Genomic DNA, 13345 nt, shown 5'->3' with positions numbered 1-13345 from the left:
TGGTGGCGCGGCCCATCATCCCAGGAGACTTTCGCGATGGCCCCGTTCCCAGGTGTTTCGGCTTCCAAGATCCGGCCCCTGCCCCAGCTGCCCGACTGGGTGAACTGGCTGCAGGCCGGCAGCACGGTGCTGCTGGCCGTGCTGTTCCTGGTGATGGTCGTGAAGACCCGCCAGCAGGGCGTGCAGATCCTCGAGCTGCAGGAGCGCCTGCAGGGGCTGGAGAACAGCCGTGCCCTTGAACGCACCACCGGCCTGGAGGAGCAGCTGCGCTCCACCGTGGAGAGGCTGCAGGTGGTGGAGCGCAACTCCTCCCGCATCGACGTGCTCAGTGCCGAGGCCGCAGCCCTCAAGGCTGAACTGCGTCGGTTCAAACAGAGTGCCGCTCCCGGCTCCACCGCCAGGCCCACCCTGCCGCCCAGCCCCGTACCCCCCGCGGTCAGCCCGGAGCCGGCGACACCGGAAGCTCCGCAGCCCTGAGCCTCTGGCCGTGGCGCTTCAGCCCTTCACCGCGTCGCCGCTGGCACTGGGCAGGATGTAGCGCTGCAGCGCAATGAACAGAGCCAGCACCGGCAGGATCGACACCACCGCGCCGGCCGCCACCAGGCGCCAGTCGAGCGAGAAGCTGCTGGCCAGCTGCTGCAGGCCCAGGGGCAGGGTGTAGAGACTGGGCTCATCGAGGATCACCAGGGGCCAGAGGAAGTCGCTCCAGGTGCCGATGAAAACGAACATCGCCAGGGTGATCAGATCGGCCCGGGCGGCTGGAATCATCACGTTCCACCATTCGCCGACGGGCGTGCAGCCGTCACTGCGGGCCGCCTCCTCCAGTTCCACCGGCACCCCCAGAAAACTCTGGCGCAGCAGGAAGATGCCGAAAGCGGTGGCGGCCTGGGGCAGGATCAGGGCCCAGAGGGTGTTGCGCAGGCCGATCTGCACCATCAGCAGGTAGAGCGGGATCATCACCACCTGGAAGGGGATCAGGATCGTGGCCACCACCAGGGCCAGCACCAGGCCCCGGCCCGCGAAGCGCAGGCGGGCCAGGGGGTAGGCCGCCAGGGAGCAGAACAGCAGGTTGGCCAGCACCGCCAGGGCACTCACCACCGTGCTGTTCACCAGGTAGGTGACCATCGGGTTGTCGGCGAACAGCCGCCCGTAGGCCTCCAGGCTGGGTTCAGCCGGCAGCAGGGCCGGCGGGCTGGTGAAGATGTTTTCGGCGGGGCCCTTCAGAGAGGTGCTCACCAGCCACAGCAGCGGCACCAGCATGGCCAGGGCCACCAGCAGCAGCAGCCCCAGCTGCAGGGCTGAGGCCAGCAGGGAACGGCCCTGGCCGGGAGAGGGGGAGCCCATCGACTAAACCCTGGGCCGATCGGCCAGGGGCAGATCGCCCAGCTGGGGCAGGGGCGCCTTCTGCGGATGGAGGGGCTGGCTCTGGCTGCCCGACACCAGCCGGTTGAGGGCATTCACAAAGGCCTGGGCCGAGGCCACCACGATGTCGGTGTCGGCGGCATGGCCGGAATAGAGCACCCCGTCATGCCGCAACCGGATCGTCACCTCGCCCATGGCATCGATCCCCTCGGTGACGCTCTTCACCGAGAACTCCACCAGGGCATTCGGTACCCGGGCCAGGTTGTTGAGCGCCTGACACACGGCATCCACGGGCCCGGTGCCGATGCAGGCCTCGCTGATCTCGGCGCCATCGGCGGTGAGCAGGGTCACGGTGGCGGTGGGCTGCAGGCCCGTGCCACAGCTCACCTGCACGCTCTTGAGGCTGAAGCGCCCCTCGTCGTACTGCTGCACCTGCTCACTCACGATCGCCTCGAGGTCGCGGTCGGTGATCTCGCGCTTGCGATCGGCGAGCTCCTTGAAGCGGGCGAAGGCGTCGTCGAGGTCGTCGCGGTCGAGCTCGTAGCCCAGCTCCTCCAGGCGGGCGCGGAAGGCGCTGCGGCCGCTGAGCTTGCCCAGGGAGAGGCGGTTGTCCGCCAGGCCCACGGTGCGGGCGTCGATGATCTCGTAGGTGAGCGGGTTCTTGAGCACGCCGTCCTGGTGGATGCCCGACTCATGGGCAAAGGCGTTGGCGCCCACAATCGCCTTGTTGGGCTGCACGGCCATGCCGGTGAGGTTGCTCACCAGCCGCGAGGTCTTGGTGATCTCCACCGTGCGCACCGCCGTGAGCGGCTCACTGCTCTCGGCCGGGCGCCCCAGGAAGGGATTGAAATAGGCGCGGCGCACGTGCAACGCCATCACCAGCTCCTCCAGGGAGGCGTTGCCGGCCCGCTCGCCGATGCCGTTGATCGTGCACTCAAGCTGACGGGCACCGTTCTTGACGGCCTCAAGGAAGTTGGCCACGGCCAGGCCGAGGTCGTTGTGGCCGTGCACGGAGATCACGGCCTGGCCGATGTTGGGCACGTGGGTGTTGATGCCGGCGATCAGCTCGCCGAACTCGGCCGGGGTGGTGTAACCCACCGTGTCGGGGATGTTGATCGTGGTGGCGCCGGCGGCAATGGCGGCCTCGATCACCTCATACATGAACTCGGGGTCGCTGCGGCCGGCGTCCTCGCAGGAGAACTCCACGTCGTCCACCAGGGAGCGGGCGTAGTCCACCATCTCGGCGGTGATCGCCAGCACGTCAGCGCGGCTCTTGCGCAGCTTGTGCTCCAGGTGGATGTCGCTGGTGGCGATGAAGGTGTGGATGCGGCGGCGGGCGGCGGGGGCCACCGCATCGGCGCAGGCCTTGATGTCGCCGGCGGCGGCGCGGGCCAGGCCGCAGATCACCGGCCCCTCGGCGCTGCCGACGCTCTCGGCGATGCGCTGCACCGCGTTGAAGTCGCCGGGGCTGGCGAAGGGGAAGCCGGCCTCGATGATGTCCACACCGAGGCGGGCGAGCTGCTGGGCAATGGCCAGCTTCTCCTCCAGGTTGAGGCTGGCACCGGGGGACTGCTCGCCATCGCGCAGCGTGGTGTCGAAGATCAGGACACGGCCTGGGTCGCGGGCCATAACGGCGGCTCTATCCGTAGTGACTATGAGTTAATGCATTGTATGGGCTGGCAGGGCGCCGCCCCCCTCAGTTGCGCAGGAACACCGGCTGCTGGATCGATTCAGCCTTCTCCAGCAGGGGCCTCAGGCTGGCCAGATCCACAAAGCCGTCGGCGGCGTTGCGCAGTTCCCGCGCCACCATGCCCTCGGTGCTGATCAGGGTGATGCGCAGTCCCTGGGCCCGCAGCACCTCCACCAGCCGGTCGAGATCGCGGCTGCCGCTCAGCAGCCACACCTCATCGGTGCGCGGCGCCACCATCATCAGATCCAGGGCCACCTCCACGTCGAGGTTGGCGCGCACGAACTGCTTCTGGTCCGCAGGCCGGGGCTCCAGCTGCCTCGGTTCCGGGGGCCTCAGCCCCAGGGGCCTGGGCTCTTGGAGTCGGCGCCCAGGCTCTTCCGCTGCCATGGCGACTGGCGGCGGCGGCGTGGGCGGAGCGGTGGAAGAGAGCTCCCGCAGGGGCCGGGTGCGCACCGTGAAGCCCAGGCTGGTGAGGGCATCGCGGAAGGGGCGCTGGTCGGAAGGATCCTTGAGCCCCGCGTACCAGAAGGCGCCGGCCAGCTCCAGGCCCGGCTGCGCGGCGGCATGGGCCAGCAGCCGGCGCGGATCAAAGAACCAGCCCAGCTTCTGCTGGGCATAGAACATGCTGTGGCCATCCACGGCCACCACCAGCTGCCGCAGGCGCGGCTCAAACCGGGCTCCGGGAGGATTCTCCATCGAAAAACCCTAGGACCGCTGAGAGGGCTGCAACAGAGACTGCACCTACAGTGCAAACCTCGCAGTCAGGCCATGGCCACTGGGGAACTGGCCCTCGTTCTGCACGCCCACCTGCCCTACGTGCGCTCCAGTGAGCCGGGGTCCCTGGAGGAAGACTGGTACTTCGAGGCCCTGCAGGAGTGCTACCTGCCGTTGCTGGCCACCCTTGAGGCCAGCGCTGCCGATCCGGCCCAGCGGCCCCGGCTCACCCTGGGGCTGTCTCCCACCCTGCTGAGCCTGATGGCCGACGGCGAGCTCAATGCCCGCTTCAGCGGCTGGCTCGCCGTGCGCCTGCGGCTGCTCGAGCAGGCCCCCCAGTCGCTGCTCAGCGCCGCCACAGCGCTGCGGCAGCAGCTGCAGGGCGTGGCCGCCCAGTGGCAGGCCTGCGGCGGCAATCTCGTGGCCCGCTTCCGCCGGCTGCAGCAGCTGGGGGTGCTCGACCTGATCACCTGCGGCGCCACCCACGGCTACCTGCCCCTGCTGCGCCAGGTACCGGAGGCCGTGCGCGCCCAGCTGATCAACGCCGTACGCGAGCACCGGCGCCAGCTGGGGGAGGCTCCCCTGGGCATCTGGCTGCCGGAGTGCGCCTACTACGAGGACCTCGACCAGCAGTTGGCGGCCGTCGGCCTGCGCTATTCGGTGCTCGATGGCCACGGCCTGCTGCACGGCCTGCCCCGCCCGCGCTACGGCGTGTTCGCGCCGGTCTGCACCCCGGCGGGGGTGGCCTTCTTCGGCCGGGACGGCAACGCCACCCTGCCCGTGTGGAGCGCCCGCGAGGGCTACCCCGGCGACAGCGTCTACCGGGAGTTCCACCGCGACCTGGGCTGGGATCTGGACGAGGCCCTGCTGCAGAGCGAGGGCATCACCAGCCGCCGGCCCCTGGGCCTGAAGCTGCACCGCGTCAGCCACCGCGGCAGCCGCCTGGATCAGAAACAGCCCTACGACCCGGCGGCCGCCCTGGCACAGGTGGAGGAGCATGCCCGCGACTACCTCCGGGGCCGCCGCCAGGAGCTGGTGGGGCTGGCGCGGTCAATGCAGCAGACCCCCCTGCTGGTGGCACCCTTCGATGCGGAGCTGTTCGGCCACTGGTGGTTTGAGGGGCCCCAGTTCCTGGCCAGCCTGTTCCGCCAGGCCGCCGCCATCGGCGTCCAGCTGGTGACGCTGCGGGAGGTGCTCGCCCAGGCACGGCCGCTGCAGGTGGTGCGCCCCTCCCCCAGCAGCTGGGGCGAGGGCGGCTATCACAACTACTGGCTCAACCCCGCCAATGCCTGGGTGGTGCCGGAATGGCAGCGGGCCTCCCGGGCCATGGTGCGGCGTGTGGGCCGGGGGGTGGGCAGCCACCTGCACCGCCAGCTGCTCACCCAGGCGGGGCGGGAGTTGCTGCTCGCCCAGAGCTCCGACTGGAGCTTCATCCTGCGGGCCGGCACCACCACCGAGCTGGCGCGGGAGCGGATCGAACGCCACCTCGACCGCTTCTGGCGACTGCTCGATGCCATCGAGAGCGGCGCCGCGCTGCCGCCAGGCTGGCTGGAGGCGGTGCAGCGCGAGGACGCTCTGCTGCCGGAGCTGAATGCCGCCGACTGGCTGGCGCCACCAGGCTGAAGGGCCAGGGCCCGCTAGGGGCGCAGCAGGCGGGCGAGCAGGGCGAGCTCCCGACCCTGCAGGCTGATCAGCCCCAGCCGCACGCCGGCGGGCGCCGTGAGAAACAGCCTCACCATCGCCGCCACCAGCTCGGGCACGCTCAGGCTGTTGGTGAGAAAGCCATACCACTGGTCATTGGGCAGGGCAAAGAAGGTGGTGAAGAACTGGCGCAGCTGCTGCTCGGGAAAGCGCATCAGTTTTTCCAGGCCGAACTGGTAGAGCGCATGCTTGCGGCGCAGGGGCTGGGCCCAGAGGGTCTGCCAGCCTGCGGCCGCCAGGCTTTGGGGGGAGGCGGCGGGGTCGGCGAGGGCTGCGGCCAGGGCCTCAGCCAGCCCCGGGGCCCGACGCAGCAACGCTCCCACCAGGTAGCCGCTGGCCGGATGCACCATCGCGGCCGCGCCGCCGAAGGCGAGCAGGGGCTGCTGCAGATCCGGCAGCGGCAGGTTCATCGGAAACAGGCAGAACTCCTCGTGCTCCACGGCGCTGATCGCCACGCCGCGGTGGGCCAGGCGCAGCTCCAGGCGCTGCCGCAGCGTGTCAAACGAAAGCGGCGGCGCCAGGGCCAGGGAGGTCTCTTCCACGAAGAAACGGCCATCGCCGAGGTCCATCGCGTAGAGGAAGGTGGGCGGTTGCTGGCGTTGTTCGGGGGGGAGATGGTCACAGCGGAAGTCCATCAGCACGAACTGACCGGGCTCCACCGGGGGGGCCGTGAACCGCCCCACCACGCCGTAGGCGGCCTGGCCCGCCACGGGGCCATCACTGGGGCGACCGATCAGGGCGCTGCCATGGCCGCTGGCATCCACCACCAGGCGCGCCCGCAGCACGGCCCCGCTGGCCAGGGTCACCACGCTGCAGCCCCCCGGAGGGACGCCGGCACGGCCCGCCTCCACAGCTACTGCCTCCAGAGCTACTGCCTCCACAGCCACAGCCTCCACAGCCACAGCCTCGCCGCGATGCCATGGCACGCCGCTGCGGCGGAGCTGCTCCAGCCAGTGGTGTTGCAGCTTCAGCTTGTCGAACAAGCCATAGTCACGCCTGTGCAGGGCGGGGGCATTGGCGGGGTCAGCGCCATCGGGGGCTCCGGGGCCGAAGTAACTCACGGTGTGCTGCCAGCGGTGCTCCAGCAGGTGCCCCAGCCCGAGCGCATCCACCTCATCGCCCCAGACCCCATAGGTGTTGGGCCAGGGGGTCTGGGGATCGTCGGGGCAGAGCAGCGCCACGGCCACGCCCTGCTCGGCCAGCGCCGCGGCAATCGCCAGGCCAGCCGGTCCAGCCCCAAGCACCAGCACCTCAGCACAGAGGGCGCTCTCAGCCGGGTGAGCCGCAAGGGGGAGCACCTCCACCCCCAGCATCAGGTCAGTTCCCCGTCGCTGCCCTCTGGATCCGCAGCGTCGATCAGCTCAGGAGCGGCATCCACCGGGGTGGCTTCAACTGAGCTGGCGTCCACCGGGGTGGCCTGCTCCGTGCCGGGATCAGCCGACTCCTCCTCCTCCAGGGCAGGGGGCACCAGCACCATCTCCACAAGCCGGTCGCCCCGATCCAGCCGCTGCAGCCGCACACCAGTGGCCGCCCGCGACTGCTGGGGAATGGCATCGGCCTCGGTGCGCACGATCACACCCTTCTCGGTCACGAGCAGCACCTCCTCGCCGGCCCCCAGCACCTTGAGCCCCACCAGCACGTCGCCGTCGAAGCGGAACTTGATCGCCCGCAGGCCCATGCCAGCCCGCTTCTGCAACCGGAACTGATCCACAGGCACCCGCTTGCCCAGGCCGCCGGCGCTGGCCACCAGCACCCAGGGCCCCTCACTCGGGGCCACTTCGATGGGCAGATCATCGACCGCCGGCTCCTCGTCACTGCTGCTGTTGGCCACCCGGTCCGCCAGCTCGGCCGAGAGCACATCCATGCTCACCAGCTGGTCGCCGGCCCGCAGCTGCATGGCCCGCACACCGCGGGCCGTGCGGCCCAGCGGGCGCAACTCCTCGTCGCTGAGGCGGAAGTGGATGGTCATGCCCTTGAGCGAGCCGATCAACACGCTGTCGCCAGGCAGGGCCAGCCGCACCCAGCGCAGGTCGTCGCCGTCTTCCAGCGAGATGGCGATCAGGCCATTGGAGCGGATGTTGGCAAAGGCCGAAAGCCGGGTGCGCTTGATGTAGCCGCCACTGGTGAGCATCACCAGCACGGCATCCTCCGAAAAGGCACTCACGGCCAGCAGGGAGGTGATCTGCTCCTCCCGCGGAATCGGCAGCATCTGCACGATCGGCGTGCCCTTGGCCGCACGGCTGCACAGGGGCACCCGGTAGGCCGGCACCGCGTAGACCACGCCGCGGTCGCTGAACAGCAGCAGGTTGTCGTGGTCGTTGCAGCTGATGAACAGCTTCACGGCCTCCTCGCCCTGGCTGCGGGTGCCGGCCTTGCCGCGGGTGCCCCGGCTGGTGGCCTCGAACTCACTCACCGGCATCCGCTTGAGGTAGCCGGTTTCCGTCAGCAGCACCACCGAGCGTTCGTTGGCGATCAGGTCGATGTCTTCCAGCCCACCTTCAAGATCGAGGATCTCGGTGCGGCGGGGGGAGAGGTAGCGGCTGCGGATCGCTCCCAGTTCCGTGGTGATGATGCCGAACACCCGTTCACGCCGGGCCAGGATGTCTTTGTAGTCGGTGATCTTGGCAAGTAGATCTTCGTGCTCCAGCCGGATCTTGTCGGCCTCCAGGGCCGTGAGCCGGCGCAACTGCATCTGCAGAATCGCGTCGGCCTGAATCTCCGAAAGGCCGAACTGCAGCACCAGCTCCGCCCGGGCCGAGGCCGCATCGGCGGCGGCGCGGATCAGGGCGATGATCGCGTCGAGGCTGTCGAGCGCAATCAGCAGGCCCAGCAGGATGTGGTCGCGCTCTTCCGCCTTCCGCAACAGATATTTGGTGCGTCGCTCGATCGTTTCGACCCGGAAGTCGAGAAACACCTGCAGCATCCTGTGCAGGGTCAGCACCACCGGTTCGCCCTTGACCAACGCCAGCATGTAGGCGCTGAAGTTGTTCTGCAGGGGAGTGAGCTTGAACAGGTTGTTGAGCACAACCTGGGGGTAGGCATCGCGGCGCAGCTCAATCACGATGCGCATGCCATCGCGATCCGACTCGTCCCGGATGTCCGAGATCCCCTCCAGCTTTTTGTCGTTGACGAGTTCGGCGATCCGTTCGATCAGGGAGGCCTTGTTGGTCTGGAAGGGCAACTCGGTGATGATCACCGCATCGCGGTCCGGGCGTCCTTTGACTTCCAGCGTCTCCACCGAGGCAACGCCGCGCATGGTCACCGAACCGCGTCCGGTGGTGTAGGTCTCGCGGATGCCGCGGCGGCCCAGGATCTGCCCACCGGTGGGAAAGTCCGGCCCCGGCACGATCGCCATCAGGGCCTGCTCGCTGAGCTCGGGATCCTCGATCAGAGCCAGCAGGCCATCGATCAATTCGGTGAGATTGTGGGGCGGAATGTTGGTCGCCATGCCCACAGCAATGCCTGTGGAGCCATTCAGCAGCAGCTGGGGAATCCGCGCCGGCATCACCGTGGGTTCCTGCTGGGAGCCGTCGAAGTTGTCGGCAAAGTCCACCGTCTCGGCTTCGATGTCCTCGAGCAGGGAGTCGGTGGTGAGGGCCTGCAGGCGTGATTCCGTGTACCGCATGGCGGCCGGAGGGTCACCATCCACCGAGCCGAAGTTGCCATGCCCATCCACAAGGGGCATGCGCATGTTGAAATCCTGGGCCATGCGCACCAGGGCGTCGTAGACGGCCGTATCCCCGTGGGGGTGGTACTTGCCGAGCACCTCGCCCACCACACGGGCGCATTTGCGGTAGGGGCGGTCGCTGGTGAGGCCCAGTTCGTACATCGCATAGAGAATGCGGCGATGCACGGGCTTGAGGCCATCGCGGGCATCGGGCAGGGCCCGGCCCACAATCACGCTCATCGCGTACTCCAGGTAGGAGCGCGACATCTCGTTGCGAAGGTCGGTCTGGATGATCCGAGAATCACCGTTGGAACCGGAGTCACCGGAGTTGTTCGGTCCGGTGGGATCCGCCATGCAGGGCAACCTTCAACACCCCCCATCTTATCGACAGCTCCGCCAGCTGTTCCGGGGCCCCGCCCGCCACTGAGGCCACCCACCATGGAGCCACCGATCCGAAGCGAAGCCGCGCTGCAGCAGCGGCAGCAGCGCGGCGACCTGCGGGTGCGAGGCGCCAGCGCCTACCGCCGCCTGGTGCAGCAGCAGGGGCTCGAAGCGGCCTTTGCCAGCACCGATGTGGTGGTGGCCGCCGATGCGGTGTTCACCGACCAGGCCTCCCTGCACCTCTCCCTGGGCCCCTGTGATCCGCCGATCCGGCTGCACAGCGTCCAGCTGGGCGGCGTCAGCGGCCTGGCCAGCGGCGGCAGCGGCGAGCTGGTGCTGCCGATCGGCGGCGGCCTGGCGGACCCTGACCGGCTCAGTGGCGCCGCCGTGCTCGACAGGCTGCTGGCGGGCCACACCCTCCCCCTCGACGCCAGTGGCGAGGCCACACCCCTGCACCCCAGGCGGGAACTCCACACCGAGCTCAGCCTGGAGCGCATCGGGGCCGGGCGCCTGCTGCTGCATCGCGCCATCGCCGAAAACGGCGTGGTGGCGGTGAGCAGCGCCCCCGGGGTATGCCACAGCCCCTTTGGCCCCCTGCTGGGTCCCTTCACCACAGGCCTCTACAGCTGCGCTGGCGCCGGCAGCATCGGCCTCACCATGCCCGCCCTGGGTTTGCTGGGGCCAGGCTCCCCTGTGCTCGTGGCCGGCTGCATCGGCTGGGTGATGGGCAGTGGCAGCGGCCACCAGCCGAGCCCGCGGCGCCAGGCCAGCGGCCATGCCACCACCCCCGGAGCCGCGGTGGCGGTGGCGGCGGATCTGCATGGCCTCGATCGCCGCTGGCTCCGGGCCGCTCACTTCGAGGGCCATGGCGGTGCCCTGCTGGTGGCGATCGCGGCTCCGGTTCCCCTGCTCCACCTCAAAGGGGCCCGCCAGGCAGCGGCCGGAGCGTCAGAGCTCGAGGCCACGGTGCTCGACCTGGCGCTACCGCGGCGGGTCAAGCCAGCCTTCGGGCGCGTCAGCTACGCCGAGCTGCTCCAGGGCAGCTTCAGCCTGCGGGACCATCCCGTGCGCTGCGCCCCGGCCCACAGCCCCAGGCTGGCTGAGGAGATCAGCCTGCAGCTGGTGGAGGCCCTGCAGGCCGGGCGTTTTCCGCTGCGCCTGCCGGGCCTGGCCCTGGGCAGCCGGTCCGCCCAGGTCCCGCTGGATCCCTGATCCCGCCTGGGCTGCAGCGGGGCGGGTGGGGGTTGGAGCGGCTGACTGAACTCCACGAAAACCGCGCTTAAGCTCCTGCCCAGCACGATCACCACACGGTTTCCAGAGGGCCATGGCTGAGGAGAACAGGGCTGAAGAGAGCAGGGCCGGGGAGTCCTCAGCTGACACGAGCCCGAAGCCGATCCCCGCAGTCGAGCCGCCTGCACCCGGAGAGGCCCCGAGCCTCCAGCAGGAGCCAGAGCCCACGCCCGAGCCCGAGCCAGAGCCCACGCCCGAGCCCGAGCCCGAGCCCGAGCTCAGTGAAATCGCGGAGGCTTCTCAACCGGAGACGGCTCCGCCTGCCGCTCCAGAGACCGTGCCGCCTGTTGTGACCCCAGCCCCAGCTCCTGCCGTTCCAGCTGCGGCTGCCAGTGCGGCAGCTTCCGGGGCAGCCCCGGCCGCCGGCCCCGCCCCAGACCCGAGCATCGCCGCCACCATCACCGTGCCGCCGCTGGAGGGCGCCGCCGCCGTCGACGGCGAGGGGGGCGGCGAGTGGGCCCTGCTCAGCGGCAAGTTGCAGGACTGGCTGGCCAGCGGCGAACTGCAGCGGCTCTGGCAGCAGGCCCGCACACCCCTGACGGCCCTGCTGGCCGTGGTGGCTGTGGTGCTGGTGCTGCGCCTCTACGCCTCCCTGCTCGGCGCCCTCAACGGCCTGCCCCTGGTACCCGGCCTGCTGGAGCTGGTGGGAGTGATCTGGGTGCTGCGCCAGGGCCTGCCCAAACTGCTGCGCAGCAGCGAGCGCCGCGAGCTCTTGGCAGGCCTCAGGCAGCGCTGGGAGTCGTTCCTAGGCGGCAGCTGAGGGCCTGCCCGGCGGCGGCAGAGCTCGTCAGACCACTTGATAGCTTGACCCGAATACGTCAGTTTCCGGTGGACATCCAGCTGGGCCGCTCCCGAACCGTCCGTCGCGCCTACGGCATCGACGAGATCGCCCTGGTGCCCGGCGGACGCACGGTGGACCCGTCCGTGACGGACAGCAGCTGGACCCTGGGGGGAATCAAGCGGGAGATCCCGATCATCGCCAGTGCGATGGATGGTGTGGTGGACGTGGGCATGTGCGTGGAACTGACCCGCCAGGGGGCCCTCGGCGTGCTCAACCTCGAAGGGGTGCAGTGCCGCTACGACGACCCCAACCCCGTGCTCGACCGCATGACGGCCGTGGGCAAGAGCGAGTTCGTGGGGCTGATGCAGGAGCTCTACAGCCAGCCAGTGCGGGAAGACCTGATCCGCCAGCGGATCAGGGAGATCAAGGACCGGGGCGGCATCGCCGCCGTGAGCGCCACCCCGGTGGCCGCCATCCGCTTCGGCAAGGCGATCGCCGAAGCCGGTGCCGACCTGTTCTTCGTGCAGGCCACGGTGGTGAGCACCGAGCATGTGGGGCCTGAGGGCCAGCAGACCCTCGACCTCGAGGCCCTCTGCCGCGACTTCGGCGTGCCCGTGGTGATCGGCAACTGCGTCACCTACGACGTGGCCCTGAAGCTGATGCGGGCCGGCGCCGCCGGCGTGATGGTGGGGATCGGGCCGGGTGCGGCCTGCACCAGCCGCGGCGTGCTCGGCATCGGCATCCCCCAGGCCACGGCCGTGGCCGACTGTGCCGCCGCCCGCGACGATTACGCCGCCGAGACGGGCCGGATCGTGCCCGTGGTGGCGGATGGCGGCATCGTCACCGGCGGCGACATCTGCAAATGCCTGGCCTGCGGGGCTGACGCCGTGATGATCGGCTCCCCCATTGCCAGGGCCAGCGAAGCCCCGGGCAGGGGCTTCCACTGGGGCATGGCCACCCCCAGCCCGGTGCTGCCGCGGGGTACCCGGATCCAGGTGGGCACCACCGGCAGCCTCGAGACGATCCTGCGGGGACCGGCAGGCCTGGACGACGGCACCCAGAACCTGCTGGGCTGCATCCGCACCTCGATGGGCACCCTGGGGGCCCGCACCCTCAAGGAAATGCAGCAGGTGGAGGTGGTGGTGGCTCCGTCCCTGCTCACCGAGGGCAAGGTGTACCAGAAGGCCCAGCAGCTGGGCATGGGCAAGTAAGTCCTATCTTGAAACCGTGGGGGCTTTACAGCTCGCACACTCCTCACACCCTCCGGCCCGGCACGTCCGGGCTTTTTGTCCTTAACGCCCTGCAACGCTTGTCTGGCCTCGTCAGGGGAGATCAGACAGCCCTTGCTAGATTGCAGAAACCCGATCACCACAAGGATGTCCAGCGCAGCCGCCGTTACCGACGCCTCCTTCGAACAGGACGTGCTCAAGAGCGACGTGCCGGTGCTGGTTGACTTCTGGGCACCCTGGTGTGGCCCCTGCCGGATGGTGGCGCCGATCGTGGATGAAATCGCCAAGGAGTTCGAGGGCCAGATCAAGGTGTTCAAGCTCAACACCGACGAGAACCCCAACGTCGCCAGTCAGTACGGCATCCGCAGCATCCCCACCCTGATGGTGTTCAAGGGTGGTCAGAAGGTGGACACCGTGGTGGGCGCCGTACCCAAGACCACCCTCTCAGGAACCATCTCCAAATACCTCTGAAGCCGATCCGCCGCGAGCCCATCCAGGCCGCCACCCGGGGCGGTGGTCTCAGTCCCCTG

11 protein-coding genes are annotated in these 13345 nt (G+C 69.4%); 6 read left to right on the top strand and 5 right to left on the bottom strand.

All coding sequences use genetic code 11. The features are described from left to right. The first annotated feature begins 36 nt into the window (after window positions 1-36). Window positions 37-477, top strand: coding sequence for a hypothetical protein (locus ACWJIO_RS06960; RefSeq protein WP_480312318.1), 441 nt, complete (start codon window positions 37-39; stop codon window positions 475-477). Between the two features lie 18 nt (window positions 478-495). On the opposite strand, the gene ACWJIO_RS06955 is transcribed toward ACWJIO_RS06960, so the two are convergent. The 3 genes from ACWJIO_RS06955 to ACWJIO_RS06945 form a co-directional block, all read right to left on the bottom strand. Then, complete coding sequence (locus ACWJIO_RS06955) at window positions 496-1344, bottom strand: carbohydrate ABC transporter permease (RefSeq protein WP_480312317.1); 849 nt, start codon at window positions 1342-1344, stop codon at window positions 496-498. A gap of 3 nt (window positions 1345-1347) precedes the next feature. Next, window positions 1348-2991, bottom strand: coding sequence for a 2-isopropylmalate synthase (locus ACWJIO_RS06950; protein ID WP_480312316.1), 1644 nt, complete (start codon window positions 2989-2991; stop codon window positions 1348-1350). Window positions 2992-3058: 67 nt separating this feature from the next. Then, window positions 3059-3748 carry a LabA-like NYN domain-containing protein gene (locus ACWJIO_RS06945; protein WP_480312315.1) on the bottom strand — a complete coding sequence of 230 codons (690 nt, stop codon included), beginning with the start codon at window positions 3746-3748 and terminating at the stop codon, window positions 3059-3061. A gap of 72 nt (window positions 3749-3820) precedes the next feature. Here ACWJIO_RS06945 and ACWJIO_RS06940 point away from each other — a divergent pair, with 72 nt between their 5' ends. Further along, window positions 3821-5389: a glycoside hydrolase family 57 protein gene (locus tag ACWJIO_RS06940; RefSeq protein WP_480312314.1), complete on the top strand. Its 1569-nt coding sequence runs from the start codon at window positions 3821-3823 to the stop codon at window positions 5387-5389. Window positions 5390-5403: 14 nt separating this feature from the next. Here ACWJIO_RS06940 and ACWJIO_RS06935 read toward each other — a convergent pair whose 3' ends face one another. Both ACWJIO_RS06935 and gyrA read right to left on the bottom strand, forming a co-directional pair. Next, window positions 5404-6771 carry a lycopene cyclase family protein gene (locus ACWJIO_RS06935; RefSeq protein ID WP_480312313.1) on the bottom strand — a complete coding sequence of 456 codons (1368 nt, stop codon included), beginning with the start codon at window positions 6769-6771 and terminating at the stop codon, window positions 5404-5406. A gap of 8 nt (window positions 6772-6779) precedes the next feature. Next, window positions 6780-9488: a DNA gyrase subunit A gene (gyrA, locus tag ACWJIO_RS06930; RefSeq protein ID WP_480312312.1), complete on the bottom strand. Its 2709-nt coding sequence runs from the start codon at window positions 9486-9488 to the stop codon at window positions 6780-6782. A gap of 84 nt (window positions 9489-9572) precedes the next feature. Between gyrA and ACWJIO_RS06925 the strand changes: the two genes are divergently transcribed. From ACWJIO_RS06925 to trxA, 4 genes are all read left to right on the top strand, one after another. After that, window positions 9573-10727: a homocysteine biosynthesis protein gene (locus ACWJIO_RS06925; protein ID WP_480312311.1), complete on the top strand. Its 1155-nt coding sequence runs from the start codon at window positions 9573-9575 to the stop codon at window positions 10725-10727. 355 nt (window positions 10728-11082) lie between these two features. Further along, on the top strand, window positions 11083-11565 hold the full coding sequence (locus tag ACWJIO_RS06920; protein ID WP_480312310.1) for a CAAD domain-containing protein: 483 nt from the start codon (window positions 11083-11085) through the stop codon (window positions 11563-11565). Between the two features lie 68 nt (window positions 11566-11633). Further along, complete coding sequence (locus ACWJIO_RS06915) at window positions 11634-12797, top strand: GuaB3 family IMP dehydrogenase-related protein (protein WP_480312309.1); 1164 nt, start codon at window positions 11634-11636, stop codon at window positions 12795-12797. Between the two features lie 165 nt (window positions 12798-12962). Next, the gene (gene trxA, locus ACWJIO_RS06910) at window positions 12963-13286 is read left to right on the top strand and encodes a thioredoxin (protein ID WP_186697001.1); all 324 of its coding nucleotides are present in this window, start codon (window positions 12963-12965) and stop codon (window positions 13284-13286) included. Window positions 13287-13345: the final 59 nt, after the last annotated feature.

The organism is Paraciimarium castrense LEGE 11436, from assembly GCF_056633055.1.
This window is presented reverse-complemented; position numbering and strand designations above follow the sequence as displayed.

Excerpts from the sequence above, each read along its gene's own strand:
- ACWJIO_RS06925 (WP_480312311.1), top strand. The coding sequence starts at position 9,573 with ATGGAGCCACCGATCCGAAGCGAAGCCGCGCTGCAGCAGCGGCAGCAG.
- gyrA (WP_480312312.1), bottom strand. The coding sequence starts at position 9,488 with ATGGCGGATCCCACCGGACCGAACAACTCCGGTGACTCCGGTTCCAAC.
- ACWJIO_RS06940 (WP_480312314.1), top strand. The coding sequence starts at position 3,821 with ATGGCCACTGGGGAACTGGCCCTCGTTCTGCACGCCCACCTGCCCTAC.
- ACWJIO_RS06955 (WP_480312317.1), bottom strand. The coding sequence starts at position 1,344 with ATGGGCTCCCCCTCTCCCGGCCAGGGCCGTTCCCTGCTGGCCTCAGCC.
- trxA (WP_186697001.1), top strand. The coding sequence starts at position 12,963 with ATGTCCAGCGCAGCCGCCGTTACCGACGCCTCCTTCGAACAGGACGTG.
- ACWJIO_RS06950 (WP_480312316.1), bottom strand. The coding sequence starts at position 2,991 with ATGGCCCGCGACCCAGGCCGTGTCCTGATCTTCGACACCACGCTGCGC.
- ACWJIO_RS06960 (WP_480312318.1), top strand. The coding sequence starts at position 37 with ATGGCCCCGTTCCCAGGTGTTTCGGCTTCCAAGATCCGGCCCCTGCCC.
- ACWJIO_RS06945 (WP_480312315.1), bottom strand. The coding sequence starts at position 3,748 with ATGGAGAATCCTCCCGGAGCCCGGTTTGAGCCGCGCCTGCGGCAGCTG.